The following is a 22,060-nucleotide window of genomic DNA, read 5'->3' on the forward strand; positions in this document are numbered from 1 at the left end:
TTTAATTTATACTACAATTCGTAGTGTGAAAGGAGTTGTACAATGTTTACTCAAAACTATAAGTTAAATGAGCACGGGTTAAATCATTTCTTTGGACCGCTTGAAGCAAAAATTATGGAGATTGTTTGGTCTAGCGATGGTATTACGATTAAAGAAGTGCAGCAGAAATTAAGTGAAGAATCACCTGTGAATTTTAACACTGTTATGACAGTTATGAACAGGTTAGTAGAGAAATTACACTTAGAAAAACAGACTGTGAAAAGAAGTGGCATATATCGTGCTGTACAAACGAAAGAAGAATTCTTATCCAATCAAACGAAGAAAATGACACAGGAATTGATGGGGGAATTTGGAGATTTAGTTGTAAATCATATGTTAGATGAGTTAGAGCAGGCTGATCCGACTTTAATAAAAAAGTTAGAAGACAAATTGAGTCAGTTAAAAAAAGAGGATTAATGAAATGAAATGGCAAATGCGTAAAATCGTATTGTTAGCAGTAATTGTTAGTACCCTCTTTTTCAGCTTGTTACTGTATTACGTTACATATCCATTTCTGTTTCAAAATAAGATGTTCCTTCTTTCAAAATTTTGCTTGTTCCAGTTAGAAAAACATATGAAAGAATTATCGCTGATTCGTATAATAATCGCTGGATTATTATTACTTACTGTATTAATCGTGTGCAAAAGAATTTGGCGACAATTTTTCTATAGTAAAAAATTACAAAAAGTACTTATCCCTTTCATCCGAAAAGGAAAACAAATATATATATTGCCGACTACGGAAGTTGCGGCATTTACAATTGGGCTATTTCGTCCGAAAGTTGTCATGTCAGAAGGGATGCTTCAAACATTTTCAGATGAAGAAATGGATGCAATTATTTTCCATGAAGAATATCATCAAAAGAATTGGGATCCGCTAAAATTATTTTGTTTTACGCTATTAGCAGAAGGAATGATGTACATACCAATATTAAAAGGGTTGTTACAGCGATATCATACGTATCAGGAACTAGCTGCTGATAAATATGCGATGCAAAAAATGGAATCCTCACTTGAGTTAGGTAGCGCGTTATTAAAATTAATTAAAATAAAGACAATGGAAAATCGATGTGTTACAGCTTCATTTGCAAAAACAGCAATAAATTTACGAATCGAGCAAGTGTTAAATGAAAAGGTTGTTAAGCTTACTATTCCGTTACATACGAATTCGGTATATGTAACAGTAGGTTTATTCTGTATGTCGGTTGTACTTATTGTCGGAGAGTGCATATAGCCTCTTTTTTTTAGAATAAACACTACTCATTGTAGTGTTTCAGGGGGAATAAAATGAATGCAGCAGATTTAACAATTTGGCTTGTGGCTGGGGCGGGAGTATTGTCATTTATATCACCGTGCTCTTTACCGCTATATCCATCTTATTTATCTTATATTACAGGTGTGTCTATTCAAGATTTAAAAGAAAATCGTGGGATTATGCAAAAATCAGCGATTATACATACAGTATTTTTTATGATCGGATTTTCGGTTATATTTTACGCGTTAGGTTTATCGGTAAGTTGGATTGGAATAACATTTTCATCTAACCAAAAATTGATTCAACAAATTGGTGGGATTTTTATTGTTTTAATGGGGCTATTTATGACGGGCTTGTTTCAGCCTAAGTGGCTTATGGCAGAGAAAAAGGTGCAGTATAGAAGTAAATCGACTGGATTTATTCGCTCGATTTTAGTCGGTATGACATATGCAGCGGGTTGGACGCCATGTGTTGGACCGATATTTTCAGCTGTACTCATGCTTGGCGCGACGAATCCTGAAGGGGCACTTCTTTATATTACAGCGTATACTCTTGGGTTTGCGGTTCCATTTTTCGTGATGGCATTCTTTATTGGGAAGGTAAAATGGATTGTTACATATGCCAATGTCATGATGAAAATTGGCGGTGGAATGATGATTGTAACGGGTATTTTATTGTATACAAATCAAATGACGAAAATTACAGCATTCTTTATTCGACTATTCGGTGGATTTACAGGTTTTTAAAAATGAGGAGGAAGAAAAGTGAAGAAACTAATTGCTATTATACTAGTAGGTGCTCTCGTTTGGGCGGGGGTTAACTTTTATAATTCAAAGAAAGAAGAAAAGGAAAGAAAAGCAAAGCAAGCAGAGTTACAGGAGAAAGAAGTATTACCACAAGTCGGTTTTAAAGCACCTAGCATCACATTAAAAGGATTAGACGGAAAGTTGCAGTCGTTAAATGATGCTAAGGGAAAACCATATATTATTAATTTTTGGGCATCATGGTGTGGGCCGTGTGAAATGGAGGCACCTGATTTAGTTCATATGTATGATAAATATAAAAAGGATGTTGAAATTTTTGCGGTGAATGCAACTGTTAGTGACCCAGTACAAGAAGCAAGCGCATTTGCTAATCGCTATGGGTTTGAGTTTCCTGTTCTATTAGATATGGACGGAGTAGCTGGACTAGATTATAAAGTATTCTCTTTACCGACGACATTTTTTGTTAATAAAGATGGAATTATAGTAGAGCATGTACGAGGTGTATTACCACCAGATCAATTAGAAAAGAAATTTAAGAAATTGATTGAGAATTAAAAGGAGATTTCGTGACGATGGAGTGGATCGTGAGGTTACAACCCATATCTCTTATAATTGGAAGTCTATTTGGATTTGTGTTGATGAAACGAAAGATGAGGCATCAAAATGTATCATATGAAAAAATGATGGATGCCGTAACAAATGCTTTTCTTATCATCGTATTTGTATGGAAGTTTGCACCATCAATTTTAAATCCTGTATGGGCCTTTGGGGCGCCAGTGCAAGCAATATTAGCTGTTGGAAGTATGCAACATATTGTAGTAGGATGCGTGATTGCGAGTGTATACATTGTTTGGAAAAGTAAAAAGGAGCAATTTTCGCTTCGTATTTTACTTGATGCATTGCCTTTGGGTCTGTGTGTGAGTATTATCTTTTATTTTCTATTACATCATGAAGTAGGTGCACAAACGACACTACCATGGGGAATGAAAATATATGAATCTAAACTTTTATATCACCCTATTTTCGTATATGAGATCAGCCTTGCTCTTTGTATAATGGGCTTGTTATGGATGAAAAATGAAAGGCTCGAAAATGGAAAGAATATAAGTGTTTTTCTAATTATTGAGGGGTTTGCTCATATTATTATTTCGCTTGTTAGTGAACAAAATTCGGTTCTGTTTGGTCTATCAGCAGAGCAAATAATGAGCTTTTGTATTATTAGTTTAGGGATTTTGTTGGTGTCGAAAAAATAAAAGATAGCCATGTACAGAGAGTATATGGCTATCTTTTATAAGCATATTTCTTCATCATATGCTAAATCATTATATTGTAGAAATCTAAAAACCCCTTTATTAGGGGTTTTTAGGTTTCTATAGGTCTGCATGTGTTTCTTGTTTATCTGTATCCCATTTTGGAAGTTGTTTTGCTTGTTGACTTTCAGTAAAATTATTAAATCCAAAAGCAAGTATGCATGTAAAGGTTAAAATAGCTAAACTAATCTTTTTCATTATCTTAGTGCCTCCTTAGTTAATAATTTTTGTTTTGCTTCGTAAGTATTGAAAAAATATTTTTGAGATTTCTCTATTTTATTCACTTTATGAAATTCTACTGCTAATAATTCGTAATATTCTTGTACATAATCGTATAATTCTTTACTGTTAAAATATGTAGTGCCTGCAATGATTGCGTTTTCTAAGTCGTCTAGAATACCAGTGTGTTGTGTTTTTAAGATAGTGAAATGGTGTTTATATTCTTGATTATTTAATTCATTACAAATTTCTAAGCCTTTTTGAACCCAATCGTTTGCAATTTCTTTTTCATTTAAACTAAAATGTTCTTTGGCTTGTAGAAAATTGGCTTTTAGGTGTTTAGGTAATTTGTTTGTAACTATTGTAAGATGTCTAATAGCAAGGGTTGATAGATTTTGAGAAGAGTAGAGCCAACCTAAGTTATTTCGAACTTTTAAGATTAGTGTATCGTCTTTCAGCTTTTGTAAAATATTGATTGCTGAATTATAGTTCTCTTCGGCTTGTTCGAATTGTTTTAAATAAACAGAACATGAGCCTAAAATGTTTTCGCATAGAGCTATTTTAATTTCATAACGTGGATATTTTGAGAAAATCTCTTTAGCTTGATTTGCATAATTGATTGCTGTAAGTGGTTTGTTTGTATGGTGATTAAATATAGCGAATTTATATTTATATTCAGCTTCTTCTAGTTCGCCTGGTACATGTTTTAAAAGGGATTCAGCTTTTTCGTATTCTTTTTTTGCTTCATCATAATTTCCAATAATGGTAGCATGTTCAGCTTTAAAAAAGTGATAATAATAAGTAATAAAGTCTTCAGTTATTGGATTGTCTAAACGAACAATTTGACTAAAAGTATCATATTTAATGTTTGTCCAATCGGTTAGGACCTTATATTTAAAGTTTAGTAGGGAGTAGTAAAGCGATAGATTTTGATCAGCTTCAATTTTATTAATCTGTTTCTCTATTTTTTCTTTTAATTGTTTCGCTTCAATTAATTGCTCCGCTACCATTACTTGATATAAAATGTTTAATTCGTTGACAATCTGTTCATGCCCTTTTAATAACACACTCATTATATATTCCCCCATTCGATAAAAGTATCCTAATTTAATTATTTCTATAATAGCAAAATAGAAGAAGTATAAGAGTGATTTTACCATATTTTTCAACAAAATTCTGAAAAATTAATTAATTTTTACATATTTCTTATTTTTATGTGAATATTACAAGTGCCTCTGGTAGTGGTGGGATGAATCTGACTCATGATACGTTAGCATCAATGGGAGGGATAGTTTTACTTGTAAATATGTTTTTAGGAGGATTGTTCGGATTGGGTCCAACTGTTAAGTTTTTAACAAAAATTTCACTTTCTTATTTAATAAAAACAGGATAATCCTCATTTTATAAGAATCATCCTGTTTTTATTGATATATTAAAAAATCGGCGGAGTAACAGAAAATAAGACTATCGCGTTTTTTTCAAAATGATTCACCCATTTATGCTTTAAATAAGCAGGTATTTTTACACTGTCGCCAGTTTCTAATACGTATTCTTCCTCATTTAAATATAATGTGATTTTCCCATCTAAGACAAATGCTAATTCTTCTCCTTTATGTTCTAGCACATTTTCTGATGAAGCTGTATTAGGCGGGACGGTCATAATTGCTGTTGCTAAATTTCCAGTGAAATCAGGTGAAAGCATTTCATATGATAAATTATCAATAATCATTTTCTTTCGTTTATGGGAACGTACAATTAAATCGTCTGTATTTGTATCTTCAAGTAAAAAGCTAAATGTTGGCACATCAAGAGCTTTAGCAAGCACTTTTAATGTTTGGATAGAAGGGTTAGCGGACCCGCGCTCAATTTGACTTAACATTGATGGTGTAATATCGGCCATCTTTGCTAGTTCTTTACTAGTTAAACCTTTTTCTTTTCTTTGTTTTTCAATTTTTTTACCAATATCTATATTTTCCATAATGAAAATCTCCTTAATAATTATTAAATTATATTTAAATAAATTAAATTAAAATTAACTAAATTGGATTATTTGTGTTAAACTATATTAAAATTAATTTAATTATAATTTATTGTATGGTGAGCTACAAGGATATAAGGAGGAAACAAAATGAAAGAAATAGGGGCATTACAAGCAGAATATCCATTAGTGAATAAGCTTATTGCAACAGAAGAAGTATTTTGGATAAATCCAAACATACAAATGTATGAAACAGCAATAAAAGATTCACCACTTAATGAAGAGAATGTAAAAGATGCGGAAGAGAGATTAAAGCGTTTTGCACCATATATTGCGAAAGTTTTTCCTGAAACGAAAGGGGCGAACGGCATAATCGAATCACCTTTAGTGAAAATACCTTCTATGAAAGAAGCTTTAGAGAGAAAATATGAGCAACCTATTTTAGGAGAATTATTATTAAAATGTGATAGTCATCTTCCAATATCAGGATCAATTAAAGCTAGGGGCGGCATTTATGAAGTGTTGAAACATGCTGAGCAACTAGCATTGCAGCACGGAATGGTAACAGAAGAAGATAATTATTCCGTTTTAGATAGTGATACATGTAGAGAGTTTTTCTCGAAATATTCAATTGCAGTAGGTTCTACAGGGAATTTAGGACTTAGCATAGGGATTATGAGTGCGAATCTAGGTTTTAATGTAACTGTTCATATGTCAGCAGACGCAAAAGAATGGAAGAAAGATTTATTAAGAAGTAAAGGTGTAAACGTTATTGAATATGAAGATGATTATAGCAAAGCAGTAGAAGAAGGAAGAAGACAAGCGGATGCGGATCCTAGCTGTTATTTTGTAGACGATGAAAACTCACATGCTTTATTTTTAGGATACGCAGTAGCCGCATCACGATTACAAAAGCAATTAGAAGAGTTAGAGGTTGTAGTAGATGAAGATCATCCTTTATTTGTTTACCTTCCGTGCGGAGTAGGAGGAGGACCTGGCGGAGTAGCATTCGGTTTAAAGTTATTGTATAAAGATAATGTTCATTGTTTCTTTGCAGAGCCAACACATTCTCCTTGTATGTTACTCGGCTTAATGACAGGCCTTCATGACAAAATTTCCGTTCAAGATATCGGAATTGATAATGTAACAGATGCGGATGGACTTGCGGTAGGAAGGCCATCTGGATTTGTCGGTAAAACGATGGAACCATTTTTGAGTGGGAATTACACAGTAAGCGATGAAGAGTTATATAGATTGTTAAAAGAACTAGCTGATACGGAAAATATTTATTTAGAGCCTTCTGCACTAGCAGGTATGATAGGGCCAGTGAAAGTATGCAAAGAAGGTGAGTATTTACAAAAGCAACAGGTAACAGAGAAGGTGAAAAAAGGTACTCATATTGTGTGGGGAACGGGTGGAAGTATGGTTCCAAAAGATGTAATGAATGAGTATTATAGGAAAGGTTTGGATTTAACGGTATAAGAAAAATGAGGCTAGTTGTAGCCTCATTTTTTCATGTACATAAAAATCTTTGTTATTTTCACAATAGTTCTTTATAGTATATATAAAGGATAACTAATATTGAATAAATACAACAAAAAAGCTTTATTTTACATAATAAGAGGATGTGTATACGATGTCATTACAGACTAAATATATAGCGGGTATTTCGCTTGGGGTTATGGGTGTCGGCTTTGCGGCTTCTATCCCTTTTCAAGGAACGGTAGCTGGAGAGATTATACAAGGTGGATTTGAAGCTGGATTGGTTGGTGGACTTGCGGATTGGTTCGCGGTTACAGCTTTATTCCGTCATCCGATGGGAATACCAATTCCGCATACAGCTTTGTTACCTAAAAACCGTAAACGGGTAACGAAAGGACTCATTCATACGTTAGAAAATGAATGGCTGACGAAAGAAAGTATTACGAATAAAGTAAAAGAGATGCAGTTAGTACAAATGGTACTGCAAATTGCTGAGAGAGAAATGCAGTCTGATGCTGTGAAAAAGGGGATTGTAACGATTGCAGAGAAAGCAATTGTTACAATAGATACAGAAAAGTTAGCTGTTATTATTGAAAAAGAATTAAAAACATATTTGCATACAATTAATACAAGTAACATTTTACAAGTGCTTGTTGATCAATTAGTTGTGCAAGAATATGATGAAAAGACACTTGATTACATATTAGTGAAGGTAAAAGATTGGACAGCGCAAGATGAAGCTCGTTACCAGCTCGGTAGCTTAGGTATGAAGGCGATGGAAAATATAAAAGTAGATGGATTCTTGCAGTTTACTTTGAAATCATTTATGAATATTGTAGATGAAGATAAAATTGGCGGCATTTTGCAGAAGTTTATCATTAGTAATATTAACAGCTTACAAGAGGCTGATAATAGCACAAGACAACTTATATTAGCGAAGATTCGTCAAGAAATTATCAATGTAAAAGAAAATGAAGCCTTATTACAGGAATTAGAAAATTGGAAAGAAAAGTGGATTGCGAATTGGAATGCTACTGACAAAATAAAAGAGATGCTAGAGCAAGTACAACAAAGAGCAGTTGCTTTTGTAAATAATGAAGAATTTGCTGATAAATATGTTATTCCATTTTTACAAAAACAAATGAACAAAATAAAAGAAGATGAACAAACTGTTCAAAAAATAGAGGAGTGGTTACAAAAGCAAGTTGTTACACTTGTGGAAAAAAACCATTCGAAAATCGGTAAGCTTGTACAAGAAAATCTTGATAAGTTAGATGATAAAACGTTAATCGAAATGATTGAAAATAATGTCGGTAAAGATTTGCAGTGGATCCGAGTGAACGGGGCGGTTTGCGGATTTATGATTGGATTAGTGTTAGAAGGAATTAAAGCGATTATATGAGAAAAACCTTCCGCAATTGCGGAAGGTTTTTTATTTTTCGAGAACACTCATATTCAAATTATAAGCTTTCTCAATATTTAACTTGTACGTGCCATTTCCAGTTTTAATCGAATTTTTATACCAATGTTCTTGGTTGTTTAATTCTGGATGTTCTTCTGGAGAAGTATTTTCTTTTTTCGTTAAATCTTCTACTTGTTCCCAAGGTGTGCTTCCATGTGTTTCTTTTTGATTTGTTACTGCTGTTAAAGATACATCACTCTCTTTTGCAAGATGGACAGATACTCTTGAGCTTTCCTGTACAAACCAATTAGTTTGTAATTGACCTGGATAAAGAGATAGTTCGTTATTTGAAGCACGGATTTCCACATTTTTATTTTGCGGAAGAACAAGCGTTGGTTTCACCTGTGGTGCTGAATTAAATAACGTATGCTGAACAGGTAATGATTTTAAAGTGATATACATCGTTTCTCCAGCCGTTTGAATTGAAAGGAAATCATCTCGTTTTAAATTGAGTTTTTCATTTGCTTTCGTCGTCATTTCATAAGTTCCCAAAAGGTGAATTTGATTTGTATTATTTCCCTCTATAGTTAGAGGCTGATGACCTGCATCTACTACGATTTTTTTGATAGATTCAGGTATATCAAATTGTCCGTCTGGAATATTACTCGTTTGCCTCGTTGTGTTAATAGAGTGACGAACTTCTTCTAGTAATCCAGTTGATAATAAACAGTAAAAAGCAATTCCGACGCTTCCTAAAACACCGATAAAGAAAATACTAAAAATATCATATTTAATAAATGATTGTTCCTTCTTAGAAAATAGAAGGTATAGTAAAACTTCAGCTCCAAGTATGATAAGTAAAACTGGCCACCATGCAGTTAGTGTATCTAATACTTGAATTCCTTTTACGACTGAAAATAGTAAAAAGCATCCTAACGATATAATAGAAAGCCCCATTGAGAATGTTCCAACACGCCAAGTCCTCATTCGCTTGTCCCACCTTTGTTTTCTTTATTTCCAAGTAACAATTTAAAGCCGCCGCCAATTAAAAGGAGCGCAACGATAGATGTCTGGAAATAGCGATAATATAGTTCACTAAGATGAATATTAAATATAGTTACAAAATAATCATTCAAAATAGGAAGGACTGTTTGATTTAATAAATAATAACCACCGAGTGTAATTAATCCGATACCGATCCATCTTTGATGATTTATAAAATAATCGATAATGGGTTCGTCTTGTACTCGTTCTTTTCCGTATTTTGCTGTTTGCTGTAACGCATCAAAAAAGCTATAGAACCAAATGATTGGTACTAAAAATAAAAACGCAGAAAGTCTTAATAAGTCGAGTAAATAAATAGATAGTAAAAAGGCTGCCATAAGCTGAAGACCACGGCGTTGTAAACCTAAATACATATGACCTGCTCCAGGGAACATCGCTAAAATAGAAGCAAATGTTTTACTTTTCTTTCCTTGCTCTCGATGTTCTTCAAAATCTTCGAAAATAGTACGGTCATCTAGTTGCTCGCCACGTTCTTTTTTCTGGAGTTGCTGAACAACATCGAAGAAATTGTAAATCCATAAAACAGGTAATGTAATAAGGAAGATAAGAAAACTTTCTTGCGATGTTAAAAGTGCAACGAAAATAATCATACTTCCGATTCCTGTGCAAGCTACTAAAAATGTAAGTCCACGTTGCATAAGTCCTAATTGGAAATGGCCAAGTCCAGGGATGATGGATAGGAGAATGATATAAAATCGTTCGCTCTCTTTAGAGGAATTTATCAATTCTCCAGCTTCTTGTTTTTTCGTTTGTTTTATAATGGTGATAACTAAATCTAGTAAGTTAATTACCCATAGAACAGCTAGTAAAAATAGAGAAAGAAAAGCAATATCACGTCCTCTTACTACTATGGTACAAAATACTGCAAAGGAGAATAGAAATAAAGATCCTCCGCTATATAGAATAAACCGTCCTAGCTTTTTTAAGTATAAATGTCCAAGCCCAGGAATTAGCCCTAATACAAGTGCTAAAAAGGGGTTTTTATTCATGCTTTAAACCTCCGTCCTTTTTTGATGTATCTACCGATTTGTTTACAATTTGTTGTGAGATAGAAGACTCGTTATGTTTTGAAGATTTCTCGAAATTTGATGTCGCTGTAAAAATATATTGGAATAAACCACTTACCATAAAAATAATTGTAGCTGCAGTCGCAATTATGTAGTGAATAATTGTGCGTTTTAGTGAGTTTGTTTTTATATTTTCATTAGGTTGTAGCGTTTCAAAATTAATTTGCGTCATAACTTCGTTCGTAAATGAATCATCATTTATCATTGGAAGGTTTTCATGTTGTTCATCAATACTTTCCATATAAAGTGCTAAACAATGATCACATTCATAAAGGTGTTCTTCCATAGATTTACGTTCATTGTTTTCTATAAAATCTAATGTATAATTGCGCCAATCTTCTTTTGAATAATGCATCATAGAAACTCTTCCTCCTTCCAATGTTTTTTTATCCATTTTCTTGCCCGATACAGTTTCATTTCTACTGTTTTCACTTCGATGTTTTCTTGGAAAGCAATTTCTTGATAGCTTTTTTCCTCTAAGTAATGCGCGAGAACAACGTCACGGTAATTTTCCGGAAGTTCTCTCAGTTTTTGAGCAATAAGTAATTTTTGCTCTTTCGTCAATAGTAAAGCTTCAATGTTATGAGAGGATTTTATATTTTCCTCTGTTTCTTTACATAAGGAGAGTTCTTCGTGTTCTCTAGCTTTCTTTCTCTTATAATCAATAGCGTGATTGGTGGCAATACGTGCCATCCACGTTTTTAATCCGCGAAATTGATAATTTGGGAGAGAGGTATGAATTTTTACGAATACTTCTTGTGTAACATCTTTAGCATCTTCTTCATGTCTTAAAATAGAAAAGATAACTTGAAAAATATAATGACGATATGTTTGTACAAGGATACGAAAAGCATGCTCGCTTCCTTGCTGTGCTTTTTCAATTAATTGTTTTTCCTCAATCGGTCTCTCCCTCCTTTTTGACGCATTCTATTATATAGACGTAAAGAATGATAAGTCACCCTACACATTTTGTAAAAAAAGAATAATATATTTTTTGCAGGAGTGCTAGATGAAAAAAGGTGTGAAAAAATGGTAAAGAGAAGTATATAATGAGCAAGTAGGAAATGTTACGGGAAGAAAGGATGTGAATGTTAGTAGGGGAAGGGCCATACTAACAAACATGAAAATTAAAATATTAATAGCGGATGATAACTCTTTTATTAGAGAAGGCATGAAAATTATTTTAAATACATATGAAGAGTTTGAAGTTGTAGATACAGTAAATGATGGAAAAGAAGCAGTGGAGTATTGCAAAAAGAACGATGTTGATATCGCTCTATTAGATGTTCGCATGCCAAATATGAACGGGGTAGAGGCGACGAAGTTCATTTGTGAAGAGACGAAAACAAAACCGCTTATTTTAACGACGTTTGATGATGATGAATATATTTTGGATGCAGTAAAAAACGGAGCGAAAGGTTATTTATTAAAAAATAACGATCCGGAGCGTATTCGTGATGCGATAAAAGGGGTTTATAACGGTCAAACTGTTATGCAAGATGTTGTTCTTGATAAAATTAAGTCTAATTTAATGGAAAGTAAAGAGGAAGAATGTAAAATTGATAAGAGCCTTTTCACAGAAAGGGAGCTTAGTATTATCGCATTAATTGCAAAAGGTTTCTCAAATAAAGAAATTTCGAAACAGCTTTTTATATCTGAGGGAACAATTGCAAATTATATTACGTCAGTTTTAGGGAAAACTGAACTTGAACATCGCACACAAATTGCGATTTATTACTTAACAGGGAAAGTAGATTAATGATATGGAATTTTGGTTAACTGTAAGTAAATTAATTGTCTTTTTATATATTGTGTTTAGTTATATTTACGCAAATGTAGCAAATTTACCATGGGTTATATTTACTTTACTTATTTACCTCTCTGTAAACGTAATGATTTCTATATTTAAAAAAGATACGTATAAAAAAATATTAATCTGTATGTCCATTGGCGTAGTTATGTTATTTACATGGAGGGTTCATCCATTTTTTATTTTGTTTTTACCTTTGAACTTATACGAAATTACATTCCATTACATAGAAAAGAATTGGCCACGCTTTGTCATTATGATGCTCCCAATTACGATTGCAGATGAAAGTATTCGAATGACTTATGGATTAATTGTTGCATTTACTTTTCTCGTTTTAACTATGGCAGATCGATATATATCGCGTGTAGTAAAGCTTGAATCGCAAAATGATAAAATGCGAAAAGATATGCAACGACTTACGAAAAGTTTACATGAAAATAAAGAGTACATAAGACAATCTGAATACACATTTAAGCTAGAAGAGAGAAATCGGTTATCGCAAGAAATTCATGATAAAATTGGTCACTCGATGACGGGTGCACTTATTCAAATGGAAGCAGCAAAAAGGTTAATGGAAATAGATAAAGAAAAATCTGCGGAGTTATTACAAAATGCAATTCACATTTCAAAAGATGGAATTGAAAGTATTCGCATTACATTAAAAAATATGAAGCCACCAACTGAGCAAATTGGTATTCATCGTATGAAATTATTCATAGAGGAATTTGCCGGTAAGAATGATGTGAATATTCCTTTTGTATACAAGGGGAACTTAGATATGATTTCTCCCATTCAGTGGAAAATTATCGGTGAGAATGTTACAGAAGCACTAACAAATGCAATGAAATATGCTGATGCGACAGTTATTTCTATAGATATTCATGTGCTTAACAAGATGGTTAAGGTGCAAGTGAAGGATAACGGGAAAGGCGCAGTTCTTGTTAAGAAAGGTCTCGGTATTATGGGGATGGAGGAGCGAACAGCATCAGTAAACGGCAAAATTATTGTAGATGGAACAAGTGGTTTTTCAGTGACAATGTTGTTTCCGATATAAGAGAATGGGACGAAGATGAATCATCTCATATGAAAAAAGTGAATATTCTCATGTGAAAAGAATGAACTTCTGCACTGAGCAGGTTCATTCTTTTTGTTTATAATAACAGCAGAGAAACCGAAATAGGGGTGAAATGATGAATACATTAGAAATTAAAAATTTAACGAAAAAATTTGGTGATTTCATCGCAGTTGATAATATGTCTTTATCTATTAAAGAAGGAGAAATATTTGGCTTTTTAGGATCGAATGGTGCTGGTAAGAGTACGACAATTAATATGATTGCTGGTTTGTTAAGAAGTAATGAAGGCGAAATTAGCATACTAGGAAAAAATATAAAGAAACATAATCGATTTGCAAAGATGAATATTGGTATTGTTCCGCAAGATATTGCGATTTATGAAGAGTTAACTGCTTATGAAAATGTGAAGTTCTTTGCTGGATTGTACGGATTAAGAGGGGCCGAACTAAGAGTGAGAGTAGAGGAAGCACTTCAATTTGTAGGACTTAGTGATAAACAGAAAAGTTATCCGAAAAACTTTTCTGGCGGGATGAAGCGAAGATTGAATATCGCTTGTGCAATTGCACATAGACCGAAGTTAATTATTATGGATGAACCGACAGTTGGAATTGATCCGCAGTCAAGAAACTATATTCTTCAGTCTGTCCGGAAGTTAAATGAAATGGGAAGCACTATTATTTACACGAGCCACTACATGGAAGAAGTAGAAGAGATTTGTACGAAAATCGCAATTGTCGACCACGGTAAAGTGATTGCAGAAGGTACGAAAGAACAGTTAAAAGCGATTATTACAGATACGAAAGATATTTGGATTGAAGTGAAGTCAGTAGAAAATTTAGATGTAGAAAAGTTAAAAGAGATCAACGGTGTGAAAGCAGTTCAAATTGAAGAAAACGTAATTAAAGTGAATTCTGATGCGGGATTAAATAATTTAAATAAAATCATTCAACACTGTATCAATCATGATATTGAAATTCGTTCATTAGAGGAGCAGGCTCCCAACTTAGAAACAGTATTCCTTACATTGACGGGAAGAAACTTACGAGATAAATAAAAAGTAAATGAAGAAAAGGTAAAGGGAGGTTCATCAATTGAACATCTTCAATATTGCAATTATGCATATTAAAAGAGATTTCAGAGACGTAAGAACTTTAGTTTTTATGTTAGCATTTCCGATTGTGCTTATGCTTGTGTTAGGAACAGCGTTAACCAACGCATTTAATAGTGATAGTCATTCGATTAAAGATATACAAGTGCTATATAAAGATGAAGCGAGTAGCACGTTTTCTCAATCATTTGAAGCATTTACGAAAGAAGTGGATAAATCAGGTATTCATTTTAAAAAAGCTTCCGGCAGTATAGATGGGAAAGAAGAAGTGAAGCAAAATAAATATGCCGCTTATGTAGAGTTAAATAAAGATGGTGCAAAATTTTATGGAAGTGACAAAAGTAGTATTGAGGGAAGTATTGTGGAAGGAATGCTTACAACATTTGTTGATAAGTACAATGTAGCGGTCGAAGTTGCAAAAGTAGATCCTACTAAGGTTAGTACGGTTATTTCAAACGGAAATCATAATGATTATATAAAAGAAACATCTTTACAAGCTGCGAAAAAACCAGGTTCTATGGATTACTATGCGGTTGTAATGACAACGATGATTGCACTATATGCTGCGATGGGAGCGAGTTCTTTAATTCGAGGAGAACGAATACGTAAAACAGGAGATCGTCTCATTGCTGCACCTATAAGTAAAGCTGAAATATTCATTGGAAAAGTACTTGGTTGCCTAGTAGCAAATGCCCTGTGCATATTACTCGTCATGTTATTTAGTAAATTTGTTTTTCAAGCGAATTGGGGCGACCATCTTGGAATCATATTTCTTATTTTATTAACACAAGTCTTTCTAGCAATTAGCTTCGGTTTAGGAATCGGATATATTACGAAAACAGCTGAAGCGTCTAGGGCAATTATTATGGTTGTTGTGCAATTAGCTTCTATTTTTGGAGGTGCATATTTCGTAGTAGAAGAAAATTTCGTTACGAACTTATCACCATTAACTTGGGCAAATACAGCTGTTATGAAAATTATTTATGCAAATGATGTAGGGGCAGCACTACCAGTCATTTCTTTAAACATTGGAATTTCAGCACTCTTTTTATTAATTGCAATTATTGCATTACGTAGACGGGAGGGGCTATAGTATGAAGGATATTTTATGGCTCATACAAAAAACGTTATCTGTGCTTTTGAAAAATAAAAAAAGTTTACTCATTATAATTAGCTTGCCGATAATAGGGACGCTCATTTCCTTCTCGATATACGGAAATGCAGGGCAAGGAACGTTAAATATCGGGATTGTAAATAAAGAAAATGAGCCAATAGCAAATGATACGATAAAGTTTTTAGAAGGATTAAATCATGTGAATGTGAGTAAGGTTAAGGAGTCTGAAGTAGAAGATAAACTCACTTCCAAAAAACTTGATGGAGTTATTACATTAGATTCTGGTTTTTCAAAAAGTGTTCGAGAAGGGAAACCAGAGCATATTGAAATTTCATCGATTAAAGGTGATCAAGTAACAGGATTTATAAAATCATATTTATATAATTATATTGATAATATAGCAGCTATTAGTAAAGTAGCAGGAACAGATCAAAGTACATTCGACAATATGTACGCAGGGTATCAAAAAAGTTCATTTAAAATGAAAACGGAGACGCTAGAAGATACTTCGAAAAATAAAGATATGACAAATCAAACGATGGGTTACCTTATTATGTTTATGCTGTTTTCAGCAGCGAACCTATCAGGTCATATTTTAAAAGAAAAAGAGAATAGAACGTACTTTAGACTATTATCAACGCCGATAGATGGGAAGAAGTTTATATTATCTAATGTCGGAGTAAATATGATAATACTAACAGTACAAATTTTGATTACAATCCTATTCCTAACGAATGTTTTTCATACGAATATCAATATGCCTTTTATAGTGATGATGGGCGTACTAATGCTATTTGCATTAATCGCAATTGGAATATCATTAGTCCTTGTAGCTTTTTCGAAAAACTCAGCATCGGCAAATGCGATGCAAAATATGGTCATTGTACCAACATGCTTACTTGCTGGATGTTATTTCCCATATGACATTATGCCAAGTGCAGTACAAAAAGTAGCTAATTTTCTTCCGCAGCGCTGGTTGTTAGACACAGTATCGAAACTACAGCAAGGAATTCCATTCTCTGAGTTGTATTTAAATATTTTAATTTTATTCGCTTTCGCGATTGCATTCTTCTTAATTGCGATTTATAAGTTTGGAAGAAATAATGATGCGAGGAATTTTGTTTAATGTGAAAAGGATGTGACGTTAAGTCACATCCTTTTTTGTATGAAGCATGAAATCTAAACTTGAATGACAAAATAGAAAGGTGGAAAGAAAATGATCGGAAGGAAATCAAAATGATTAAAAAAATATTGCGAGTTACTTCTATTGTTATTGCTATTTTCGTTTTTATTTTAATATGGATGCATATCGATGTTACCTTAGGTAGGAAAATGGAAGCTGGGAAAAACATGCCGACAGAGTATGCGCCTCATTATAGTGACTTTCAATTATATGTAGAAGGGAAGCCTTTTTATAAACAATTATTTACTGATATAAGAGAAGCGAAAAGCTCCATCTACACTTATTTCTTCATTTTGTCGGATGATAAAAGTAGCCATACTTTTTTAAACTTATTAAAAGAGAAGGCAAAAGAAGGATTAAACGTCTATTTATCAGTTGATCGCATTAATGATTTATCATTTGAAAGAAAGGTGATAAATGAATTGCGGGAAAGTGGTGTACATTTTACATATAGTAGAAAACCTACATTACCATTCGGATTTTATTCACTTCACCATCGTAATCATCGCCGTATTACGACGATTGATGGAGAAATTGGCTATACAGGCGGATTTAATATAGGAGATGAGTACTTAGGGAAAGATAAGCGATTTGGATATTGGCGTGATTATCATGTGCGGCTTAAAGGAGAAGGAGCAAAAGATTTAGAACAGCAATTCGCTTTAGATTGGAAACGAGATACGAAAGAAGAGATAAAGAGAAGTACGAATAAAGCTAGTAAAGGGACTACATTACATACTATGACTAGTTACAATGGGCATTACGTTGCTGAAAAATATATAGAGCTCATAAAACAAGCTCAGCACTCCATTGTAATTGCAACACCGTATTTTATAGCGAAAAATAAAGAATCTATGAATGCTTTAATCGCGGCGCAAAAGCGTGGTGTTACAGTAAAAATACTTTGGTCATATAAACCGGATCTACCTCTTATAAAAGAAGCGGCGTATCCATACATACGTCAAGCTGTTAATAATGGGATTACTGTATATGGTTATAAAAAAGGAATGTTCCATGGTAAATTAATGCTTATTGATAATGAATTAACCGTTATTGGTACAACAAACTTTACTTCGCGTAGCTTCAATATAAATGATGAAATGAATTTTTATATTTATGGTGGTCCTATTGTAGGACAAGTTAATAAGGCGTTAACAGAGGATTTTCATGATTCGAAAGAAATGACGAAAGAGTTTTTTGAAAAGTTATCTTTTTGGGAGCGTTGTAAGGAGAAAGTGGCGGGATTGGTTGACTTCTATTTGTGATGATGAATTAGGAAAGGGTGCCTACAAAAGGCACCCTTTTTGGTGGGGAATTATTATTTTTCATGCACCAGCATCGTAACATCATCATTGATCAACGTCCCCACATGTTCGCCTAAACATATTTTCTTCATGACACCAGGCTCATCAAAGTTAAAGACGTGTGCTGGTAAATTGTAGTCCCGGGCAAGCAGTAATGCCGCTTGATCCATGACTTGTATATTTTGTCTAACGACATCATTATAGTTTAGTTTGCTGTACATTTTTGCTGATTTATTATGCTTTGGATCACTTGTAAAGACGCCATCGACCCCTTGTTTTGCGACTAATATGGCATCACTATTCATCTCGATGGCTCTTTGTACACTTGGATAATCTGTTGTCACGAACGGTTGGCCGTTTCCGCCTCCAAAGATAACGATATAACCGTTATCTAAATGGTGGACTGCACGCAAGCGAATGTATGGTTCAGCTACTGCATTAAATGGAATGGAAGTCATAACGCGTACTTCTCTATTTGTTTTACTTGTTAAAACACCGCGAAGCATTAAGCTGTTAATGATTGTACCTAGTGTACCGATATTATCAGCTTCTACGCGATCGATTCCCCATTCTTCAGCTAGATGCCCCCTAAAAATGTTACCGCCACCGATGACGATGGATACTTCGATACCTAAATCAACAATGGATAAAATTTCGTTTGCGATATGTTCTAATCGTTTGGAGTTAAAGCTATTTCCAGTTTGATCGGCAAGTGCACCGCCGCTTAATTTAATTAAGACACGTTTATATGGTCTCATAACAATTCCCCCTATATAGATCGCAATAAAAAAGGAACAAAGGCGAATGCCTTTGTTCCTTTTTAAGAAAATGAAAAAGAAAAGAAGAAGATAGGACGAATTGCTTTGTATAGTTTTTCATAACATCCACTCCTTTTCCTTTTGATTTGTTGTAAGTATATATCTTTTTGATTATACGAAATAATCTGATTGCTTATCAAGTTTATTTTATCGTTTTTTAACAAAATGGTGTCAATGAAAAAAAGAAGAAAAATATTTGAATTTTTTGTGACGAACTTGTAGGTTTTTGTATGATTTTGTAGGTTCGCTTATAAGATGTGTGAGTAGCTTTTATAAATTCAAATTGAAAGCGTTCGCATGAAGGGGATGAACATAAATGAAAAAATTCGGATTGGCAACACAAATTTTTGTCGCGCTTGTTTTAGGGATTGTAGTAGGGGCAGTCTTTTATGGCAATAAAACGGCGATTTCTTATATCACACCAATTGGGGATATATTTATTCACTTAATTAAGATGATTGTAGTACCAATTGTTATTTCAGCATTAATTGTTGCGGTAGCTGGTGTAGGAGATATGAAAAAGCTTGGGAAACTGGGCGGTAAGACAATTCTTTATTTCGAAATTATTACGACGATTGCTATTTTAATGGGATTACTTGCAGCGAATATATTCCAACCAGGTACTGGTGTTGATATGAGTAATTTACAGCAAAGTGATATTTCTTCTTATAAACAAACAGCAGATGCAACGGAGAAGAAAGGTTTTGCTGAGACAATTGTTCACATTGTACCAAAAAACGTATTTGAATCGATTGCACAAGGTGACCTATTACCGATTATATTCTTCTCAGTATTATTCGGCTTAGGAGTTGCGGCAATTGGGGAAAAAGGAAAGCCTGTTTTTAACTTCTTTGAAGGCGTACTCGAAGCAATGTTTTGGGTTACAAATCAAGTTATGAAATTTGCACCATTTGGTGTATTCGCATTAATTGCCGTTACAGTTGCAAAATTTGGTGTAGCAACATTACTTCCGCTAGGAAAACTAGTGCTAGCTGTATACGTAACTGTTATACTATTCGTTGTGATTGTATTAGGTATTAATGCACGAATGGTTGGAGTAAACATTTTTACATTAATAAAAATTTTAAAAGAAGAACTGATTCTTTCGTTTACGACAGCAAGTTCAGAAGCTGTTTTACCTAATATAATGAGAAAAATGGAAGAGTTCGGTTGTCCAAAGGCAGTTGCCTCTTTCGTAATTCCGACAGGTTATACATTTAACTTGACTGGATCGGCTATTTATCAAGCGTTAGCGGCATTGTTTGTTGCCCAAATGTACGGTGTGCACATGTCACTAACGGAGCAAATAACGTTATTATTCGTTCTCATGTTAACATCCAAAGGTATGGCGGGAGTTCCAGGTGCATCGTTCGTTGTTGTATTAGCAACGTTAGGTTCAATGGGGCTACCACTAGAAGGTATCGCGTTAATTGCGGGAATTGACCGCATTTTAGATATGATTCGCTCATCTGTCAATGTATTAGGAAATGCATTAGCGGCCATTGTTATGTCGAAGTGGGAAGGCGAATTCGATAATGAGAAAGCAAAACAATATGTAGAAACAGTCAAAGAAACAAAAGCAGCATAAGAAATCGTTAAGGAGTGAATAATCATGGCAACATTAACTGAAGTTAAAAATGGTGTTCGAATTGAAAAAGATTTTTTAGGTGAAAAAGAAGTACCAAACTATGCATACTATGGCGTACAAACAATGCGTGCAGTTGAAAATTTCCCAATTACAGGATACAAAATCCATGAAGGTTTAATTAGAGCATTCGCAATTGTAAAAAAAGCAGCAGCACTTGCGAATACAGATGTAGGAAGATTGGAATTGAACAAGGGTGGCGTGATCGCAGAAGCTGCTCAAGAAATTCTTGATGGAAAATGGCATGATCATTTCATCGTAGATCCAATTCAAGGCGGAGCAGGTACTTCAATGAACATGAATGCAAATGAAGTCATTGCCAATCGTGCTCTTGAATTATTAGGAATGGAAAAGGGAGACTATCACTATATTAGTCCAAATAGTCATGTAAATATGGCGCAATCAACAAACGATGCATTCCCAACGGCGATTCATATCGCAACATTAAATGCATTAGAAGGCTTATTACAAACGATGGGTTATATGCATGATGTATTTGAATTAAAAGCAGAACAGTTCGACCATGTTATTAAAATGGGTCGTACACATTTACAAGACGCTGTGCCAATTCGCCTTGGACAAGAATTTAAAGCGTATTCTCGCGTACTTGAACGTGATATGAAACGTATTAAGCAATCACGTCAACATTTATATGAAGTAAATATGGGAGCGACTGCAGTTGGTACAGGCTTAAATGCAGATCCAGAATATATTGAAGCAGTTGTAAAACATTTAGCTGCAATCAGTGAATTACCGCTTGTTGGTGCAGAAGATTTAGTAGATGCGACGCAAAATACGGATGCTTATACTGAAGTATCTGCAGCACTTAAAGTATGTATGATGAATATGTCTAAAGTTGCGAATGACCTTCGTCTAATGGCATCAGGTCCACGTGTTGGTTTAGCTGAAATTATGTTACCAGCTCGTCAACCAGGTTCTTCTATTATGCCAGGGAAAGTAAACCCTGTTATGCCAGAAGTTATTAACCAAATTGCGTTCCAAGTAATTGGTAATGACCATACGATTTGCCTTGCTTCAGAAGCAGGACAATTAGAATTAAATGTTATGGAACCAGTACTTGTTTTCAACTTACTGCAATCAATTAGCATTATGAATAACGGTTTCCGTGCCTTTACAGATAATTGCTTAAAAGGAATTGAAGCGAATGAAGATCGCTTAAAAGAGTATGTTGAGAAAAGTGTAGGAATTATTACAGCCGTGAACCCTCATATCGGTTATGAAGCTGCAGCTCGCGTTGCGAAAGAAGCAATTGCGACAGGGCAATCCGTTCGAGAACTTTGTGTGAAAAATGGTGTACTGTCACAAGAAGACTTAGAGTTAATTCTAGATCCATTCGAAATGACACATCCAGGGATTGCAGGAGCAACTCTTTTAAAGAAAAATTAAAAGAAGAGGGGGGAC

Annotated in this window: 24 protein-coding genes; 16 read left to right on the forward strand and 8 right to left on the reverse strand. The window is 34.0% G+C overall.

Annotated features, from left to right (window positions below; all coding sequences use genetic code 11):
• Positions 1-42: 42 nt before the first annotated feature.
• From ACQRBL_RS08420 to ACQRBL_RS08440, 5 genes are read left to right on the forward strand one after another with little or no spacing between them, the layout of a single operon-like run.
• On the forward strand, positions 43-456 hold the full coding sequence (locus tag ACQRBL_RS08420; protein ID WP_000495052.1) for a BlaI/MecI/CopY family transcriptional regulator: 414 nt from the start codon (positions 43-45) through the stop codon (positions 454-456).
• A 4-nt stretch (positions 457-460) separates the two neighbouring features.
• Complete coding sequence (locus tag ACQRBL_RS08425) at positions 461-1,273, forward strand: M56 family metallopeptidase (RefSeq protein ID WP_023521637.1); 813 nt, start codon at positions 461-463, stop codon at positions 1,271-1,273.
• A gap of 53 nt (positions 1,274-1,326) precedes the next feature.
• Positions 1,327-2,040 (forward strand): cytochrome c-type biogenesis protein CcdA, encoded by a 714-nt coding sequence (gene ccdA, locus ACQRBL_RS08430; RefSeq protein WP_000990439.1) that lies wholly within the window; start codon positions 1,327-1,329, stop codon positions 2,038-2,040.
• 18 nt (positions 2,041-2,058) lie between these two features.
• A complete protein-coding gene (locus ACQRBL_RS08435; RefSeq protein WP_411995716.1) occupies positions 2,059-2,613 on the forward strand; it encodes a TlpA family protein disulfide reductase in 555 nt (184 codons plus the stop codon).
• A 17-nt stretch (positions 2,614-2,630) separates the two neighbouring features.
• Entirely contained in the window at positions 2,631-3,311 is a 681-nt protein-coding gene (locus ACQRBL_RS08440; protein ID WP_411995715.1) for a prolipoprotein diacylglyceryl transferase family protein, read from the forward strand.
• 117 nt (positions 3,312-3,428) lie between these two features.
• Here the strand turns inward: ACQRBL_RS08440 and ACQRBL_RS08445 are convergent, their stop codons facing one another.
• Both ACQRBL_RS08445 and ACQRBL_RS08450 read right to left on the reverse strand, forming a co-directional pair.
• Positions 3,429-3,566 carry a hypothetical protein gene (locus ACQRBL_RS08445; RefSeq protein WP_000724012.1) on the reverse strand — a complete coding sequence of 46 codons (138 nt, stop codon included), beginning with the start codon at positions 3,564-3,566 and terminating at the stop codon, positions 3,429-3,431.
• On the reverse strand, positions 3,566-4,660 hold the full coding sequence (locus tag ACQRBL_RS08450) for a tetratricopeptide repeat protein (RefSeq protein WP_000114845.1): 1,095 nt from the start codon (positions 4,658-4,660) through the stop codon (positions 3,566-3,568). The genes ACQRBL_RS08445 and ACQRBL_RS08450 overlap by 1 nt, the downstream gene beginning before the upstream one ends.
• A gap of 143 nt (positions 4,661-4,803) precedes the next feature.
• Between ACQRBL_RS08450 and ACQRBL_RS08455 the strand changes: the two genes are divergently transcribed.
• On the forward strand, positions 4,804-4,980 hold the full coding sequence (locus tag ACQRBL_RS08455) for a hypothetical protein (protein ID WP_002025592.1): 177 nt from the start codon (positions 4,804-4,806) through the stop codon (positions 4,978-4,980).
• A gap of 39 nt (positions 4,981-5,019) precedes the next feature.
• Here ACQRBL_RS08455 and ACQRBL_RS08460 read toward each other — a convergent pair whose 3' ends face one another.
• Positions 5,020-5,565, reverse strand: coding sequence for a helix-turn-helix domain-containing protein (locus ACQRBL_RS08460; RefSeq protein ID WP_000427637.1), 546 nt, complete (start codon positions 5,563-5,565; stop codon positions 5,020-5,022).
• 150 nt (positions 5,566-5,715) lie between these two features.
• On the opposite strand from ACQRBL_RS08460, the gene ACQRBL_RS08465 reads away from it, so the two are divergent.
• Both ACQRBL_RS08465 and ACQRBL_RS08470 read left to right on the forward strand, forming a co-directional pair.
• Complete coding sequence (locus tag ACQRBL_RS08465) at positions 5,716-7,047, forward strand: D-serine ammonia-lyase (protein ID WP_411995714.1); 1,332 nt, start codon at positions 5,716-5,718, stop codon at positions 7,045-7,047.
• Positions 7,048-7,201: 154 nt separating this feature from the next.
• Positions 7,202-8,449 (forward strand): DUF445 domain-containing protein, encoded by a 1,248-nt coding sequence (locus ACQRBL_RS08470; RefSeq protein WP_000058311.1) that lies wholly within the window; start codon positions 7,202-7,204, stop codon positions 8,447-8,449.
• 30 nt (positions 8,450-8,479) lie between these two features.
• Here ACQRBL_RS08470 and exsE read toward each other — a convergent pair whose 3' ends face one another.
• Genes exsE through ACQRBL_RS08490 form a run of 4 tightly spaced genes read right to left on the reverse strand, consistent with a single transcriptional unit; the run spans position 8,480 to position 11,481 of the window.
• Positions 8,480-9,436 (reverse strand): exosporium protein ExsE, encoded by a 957-nt coding sequence (exsE, locus tag ACQRBL_RS08475; RefSeq protein ID WP_411995713.1) that lies wholly within the window; start codon positions 9,434-9,436, stop codon positions 8,480-8,482.
• A complete protein-coding gene (locus tag ACQRBL_RS08480) occupies positions 9,433-10,503 on the reverse strand; it encodes a hypothetical protein (protein ID WP_001039125.1) in 1,071 nt (356 codons plus the stop codon). Before ACQRBL_RS08480 ends, exsE begins: the two co-directional genes overlap by 4 nt.
• The gene (locus tag ACQRBL_RS08485; protein ID WP_000972339.1) at positions 10,496-10,939 is read right to left on the reverse strand and encodes a hypothetical protein; all 444 of its coding nucleotides are present in this window, start codon (positions 10,937-10,939) and stop codon (positions 10,496-10,498) included. The genes ACQRBL_RS08480 and ACQRBL_RS08485 overlap by 8 nt, the downstream gene beginning before the upstream one ends.
• Positions 10,936-11,481 carry an RNA polymerase sigma factor gene (locus ACQRBL_RS08490; protein WP_306236426.1) on the reverse strand — a complete coding sequence of 182 codons (546 nt, stop codon included), beginning with the start codon at positions 11,479-11,481 and terminating at the stop codon, positions 10,936-10,938. The genes ACQRBL_RS08485 and ACQRBL_RS08490 overlap by 4 nt, the downstream gene beginning before the upstream one ends.
• A gap of 220 nt (positions 11,482-11,701) precedes the next feature.
• Here ACQRBL_RS08490 and ACQRBL_RS08495 point away from each other — a divergent pair, with 220 nt between their 5' ends.
• The 6 genes from ACQRBL_RS08495 (at position 11,702) to cls (ending at position 18,136) form a co-directional block, all read left to right on the forward strand.
• Entirely contained in the window at positions 11,702-12,340 is a 639-nt protein-coding gene (locus ACQRBL_RS08495; protein ID WP_000694105.1) for a response regulator transcription factor, read from the forward strand.
• Between the two features lie 4 nt (positions 12,341-12,344).
• On the forward strand, positions 12,345-13,445 hold the full coding sequence (locus ACQRBL_RS08500) for a sensor histidine kinase (protein ID WP_023521640.1): 1,101 nt from the start codon (positions 12,345-12,347) through the stop codon (positions 13,443-13,445).
• A gap of 136 nt (positions 13,446-13,581) precedes the next feature.
• On the forward strand, positions 13,582-14,520 hold the full coding sequence (locus tag ACQRBL_RS08505) for an ABC transporter ATP-binding protein (RefSeq protein ID WP_001093826.1): 939 nt from the start codon (positions 13,582-13,584) through the stop codon (positions 14,518-14,520).
• 37 nt (positions 14,521-14,557) lie between these two features.
• Positions 14,558-15,667, forward strand: a complete 1,110-nt coding sequence (locus ACQRBL_RS08510) for an ABC transporter permease (protein WP_411995712.1) — start codon at positions 14,558-14,560, stop codon at positions 15,665-15,667.
• 1 nt (position 15,668) lies between these two features.
• Entirely contained in the window at positions 15,669-16,814 is a 1,146-nt protein-coding gene (locus ACQRBL_RS08515; protein WP_000651881.1) for an ABC transporter permease, read from the forward strand.
• A gap of 110 nt (positions 16,815-16,924) precedes the next feature.
• Positions 16,925-18,136, forward strand: coding sequence for a cardiolipin synthase (gene cls / locus ACQRBL_RS08520; RefSeq protein WP_000591938.1), 1,212 nt, complete (start codon positions 16,925-16,927; stop codon positions 18,134-18,136).
• 53 nt (positions 18,137-18,189) lie between these two features.
• On the opposite strand, the gene pyrH is transcribed toward cls, so the two are convergent.
• Complete coding sequence (gene pyrH, locus ACQRBL_RS08525; RefSeq protein WP_001248059.1) at positions 18,190-18,933, reverse strand: UMP kinase; 744 nt, start codon at positions 18,931-18,933, stop codon at positions 18,190-18,192.
• A 376-nt stretch (positions 18,934-19,309) separates the two neighbouring features.
• Between pyrH and ACQRBL_RS08530 the strand changes: the two genes are divergently transcribed.
• Positions 19,310-20,581, forward strand: coding sequence for a cation:dicarboxylate symporter family transporter (locus tag ACQRBL_RS08530; RefSeq protein ID WP_000713291.1), 1,272 nt, complete (start codon positions 19,310-19,312; stop codon positions 20,579-20,581).
• Positions 20,582-20,605: 24 nt separating this feature from the next.
• On the forward strand, positions 20,606-22,045 hold the full coding sequence (gene aspA / locus ACQRBL_RS08535) for an aspartate ammonia-lyase (RefSeq protein ID WP_000224199.1): 1,440 nt from the start codon (positions 20,606-20,608) through the stop codon (positions 22,043-22,045).
• The last annotated feature ends 15 nt before the right edge of the window (positions 22,046-22,060 follow it).

The sequence above is a fragment of the Bacillus sp. AF62 genome (genome assembly GCF_050312695.1).
Classification (GTDB): domain Bacteria; phylum Bacillota; class Bacilli; order Bacillales; family Bacillaceae_G; genus Bacillus_A; species Bacillus_A cereus.

Coding starts and splice junctions, on each gene's coding strand:
- ccdA (WP_000990439.1), top strand. CDS start 1,327: ATGAATGCAGCAGATTTAACAATTTGGCTTGTGGCTGGGGCGGGAGTA.
- ACQRBL_RS08465 (WP_411995714.1), top strand. CDS start 5,716: ATGAAAGAAATAGGGGCATTACAAGCAGAATATCCATTAGTGAATAAG.
- ACQRBL_RS08500 (WP_023521640.1), top strand. CDS start 12,345: ATGGAATTTTGGTTAACTGTAAGTAAATTAATTGTCTTTTTATATATT.
- ACQRBL_RS08470 (WP_000058311.1), top strand. CDS start 7,202: ATGTCATTACAGACTAAATATATAGCGGGTATTTCGCTTGGGGTTATG.
- ACQRBL_RS08530 (WP_000713291.1), top strand. CDS start 19,310: ATGAAAAAATTCGGATTGGCAACACAAATTTTTGTCGCGCTTGTTTTA.
- ACQRBL_RS08480 (WP_001039125.1), bottom strand. CDS start 10,503: ATGAATAAAAACCCCTTTTTAGCACTTGTATTAGGGCTAATTCCTGGG.
- ACQRBL_RS08485 (WP_000972339.1), bottom strand. CDS start 10,939: ATGATGCATTATTCAAAAGAAGATTGGCGCAATTATACATTAGATTTT.
- ACQRBL_RS08460 (WP_000427637.1), bottom strand. CDS start 5,565: ATGGAAAATATAGATATTGGTAAAAAAATTGAAAAACAAAGAAAAGAA.
- ACQRBL_RS08420 (WP_000495052.1), top strand. CDS start 43: ATGTTTACTCAAAACTATAAGTTAAATGAGCACGGGTTAAATCATTTC.
- ACQRBL_RS08450 (WP_000114845.1), bottom strand. CDS start 4,660: ATGAGTGTGTTATTAAAAGGGCATGAACAGATTGTCAACGAATTAAAC.
- ACQRBL_RS08495 (WP_000694105.1), top strand. CDS start 11,702: ATGAAAATTAAAATATTAATAGCGGATGATAACTCTTTTATTAGAGAA.
- ACQRBL_RS08425 (WP_023521637.1), top strand. CDS start 461: ATGAAATGGCAAATGCGTAAAATCGTATTGTTAGCAGTAATTGTTAGT.
- aspA (WP_000224199.1), top strand. CDS start 20,606: ATGGCAACATTAACTGAAGTTAAAAATGGTGTTCGAATTGAAAAAGAT.
- cls (WP_000591938.1), top strand. CDS start 16,925: ATGATTAAAAAAATATTGCGAGTTACTTCTATTGTTATTGCTATTTTC.
- ACQRBL_RS08445 (WP_000724012.1), bottom strand. CDS start 3,566: ATGAAAAAGATTAGTTTAGCTATTTTAACCTTTACATGCATACTTGCT.
- exsE (WP_411995713.1), bottom strand. CDS start 9,436: ATGAGGACTTGGCGTGTTGGAACATTCTCAATGGGGCTTTCTATTATA.
- ACQRBL_RS08440 (WP_411995715.1), top strand. CDS start 2,631: ATGGAGTGGATCGTGAGGTTACAACCCATATCTCTTATAATTGGAAGT.
- ACQRBL_RS08515 (WP_000651881.1), top strand. CDS start 15,669: ATGAAGGATATTTTATGGCTCATACAAAAAACGTTATCTGTGCTTTTG.
- pyrH (WP_001248059.1), bottom strand. CDS start 18,933: ATGAGACCATATAAACGTGTCTTAATTAAATTAAGCGGCGGTGCACTT.
- ACQRBL_RS08505 (WP_001093826.1), top strand. CDS start 13,582: ATGAATACATTAGAAATTAAAAATTTAACGAAAAAATTTGGTGATTTC.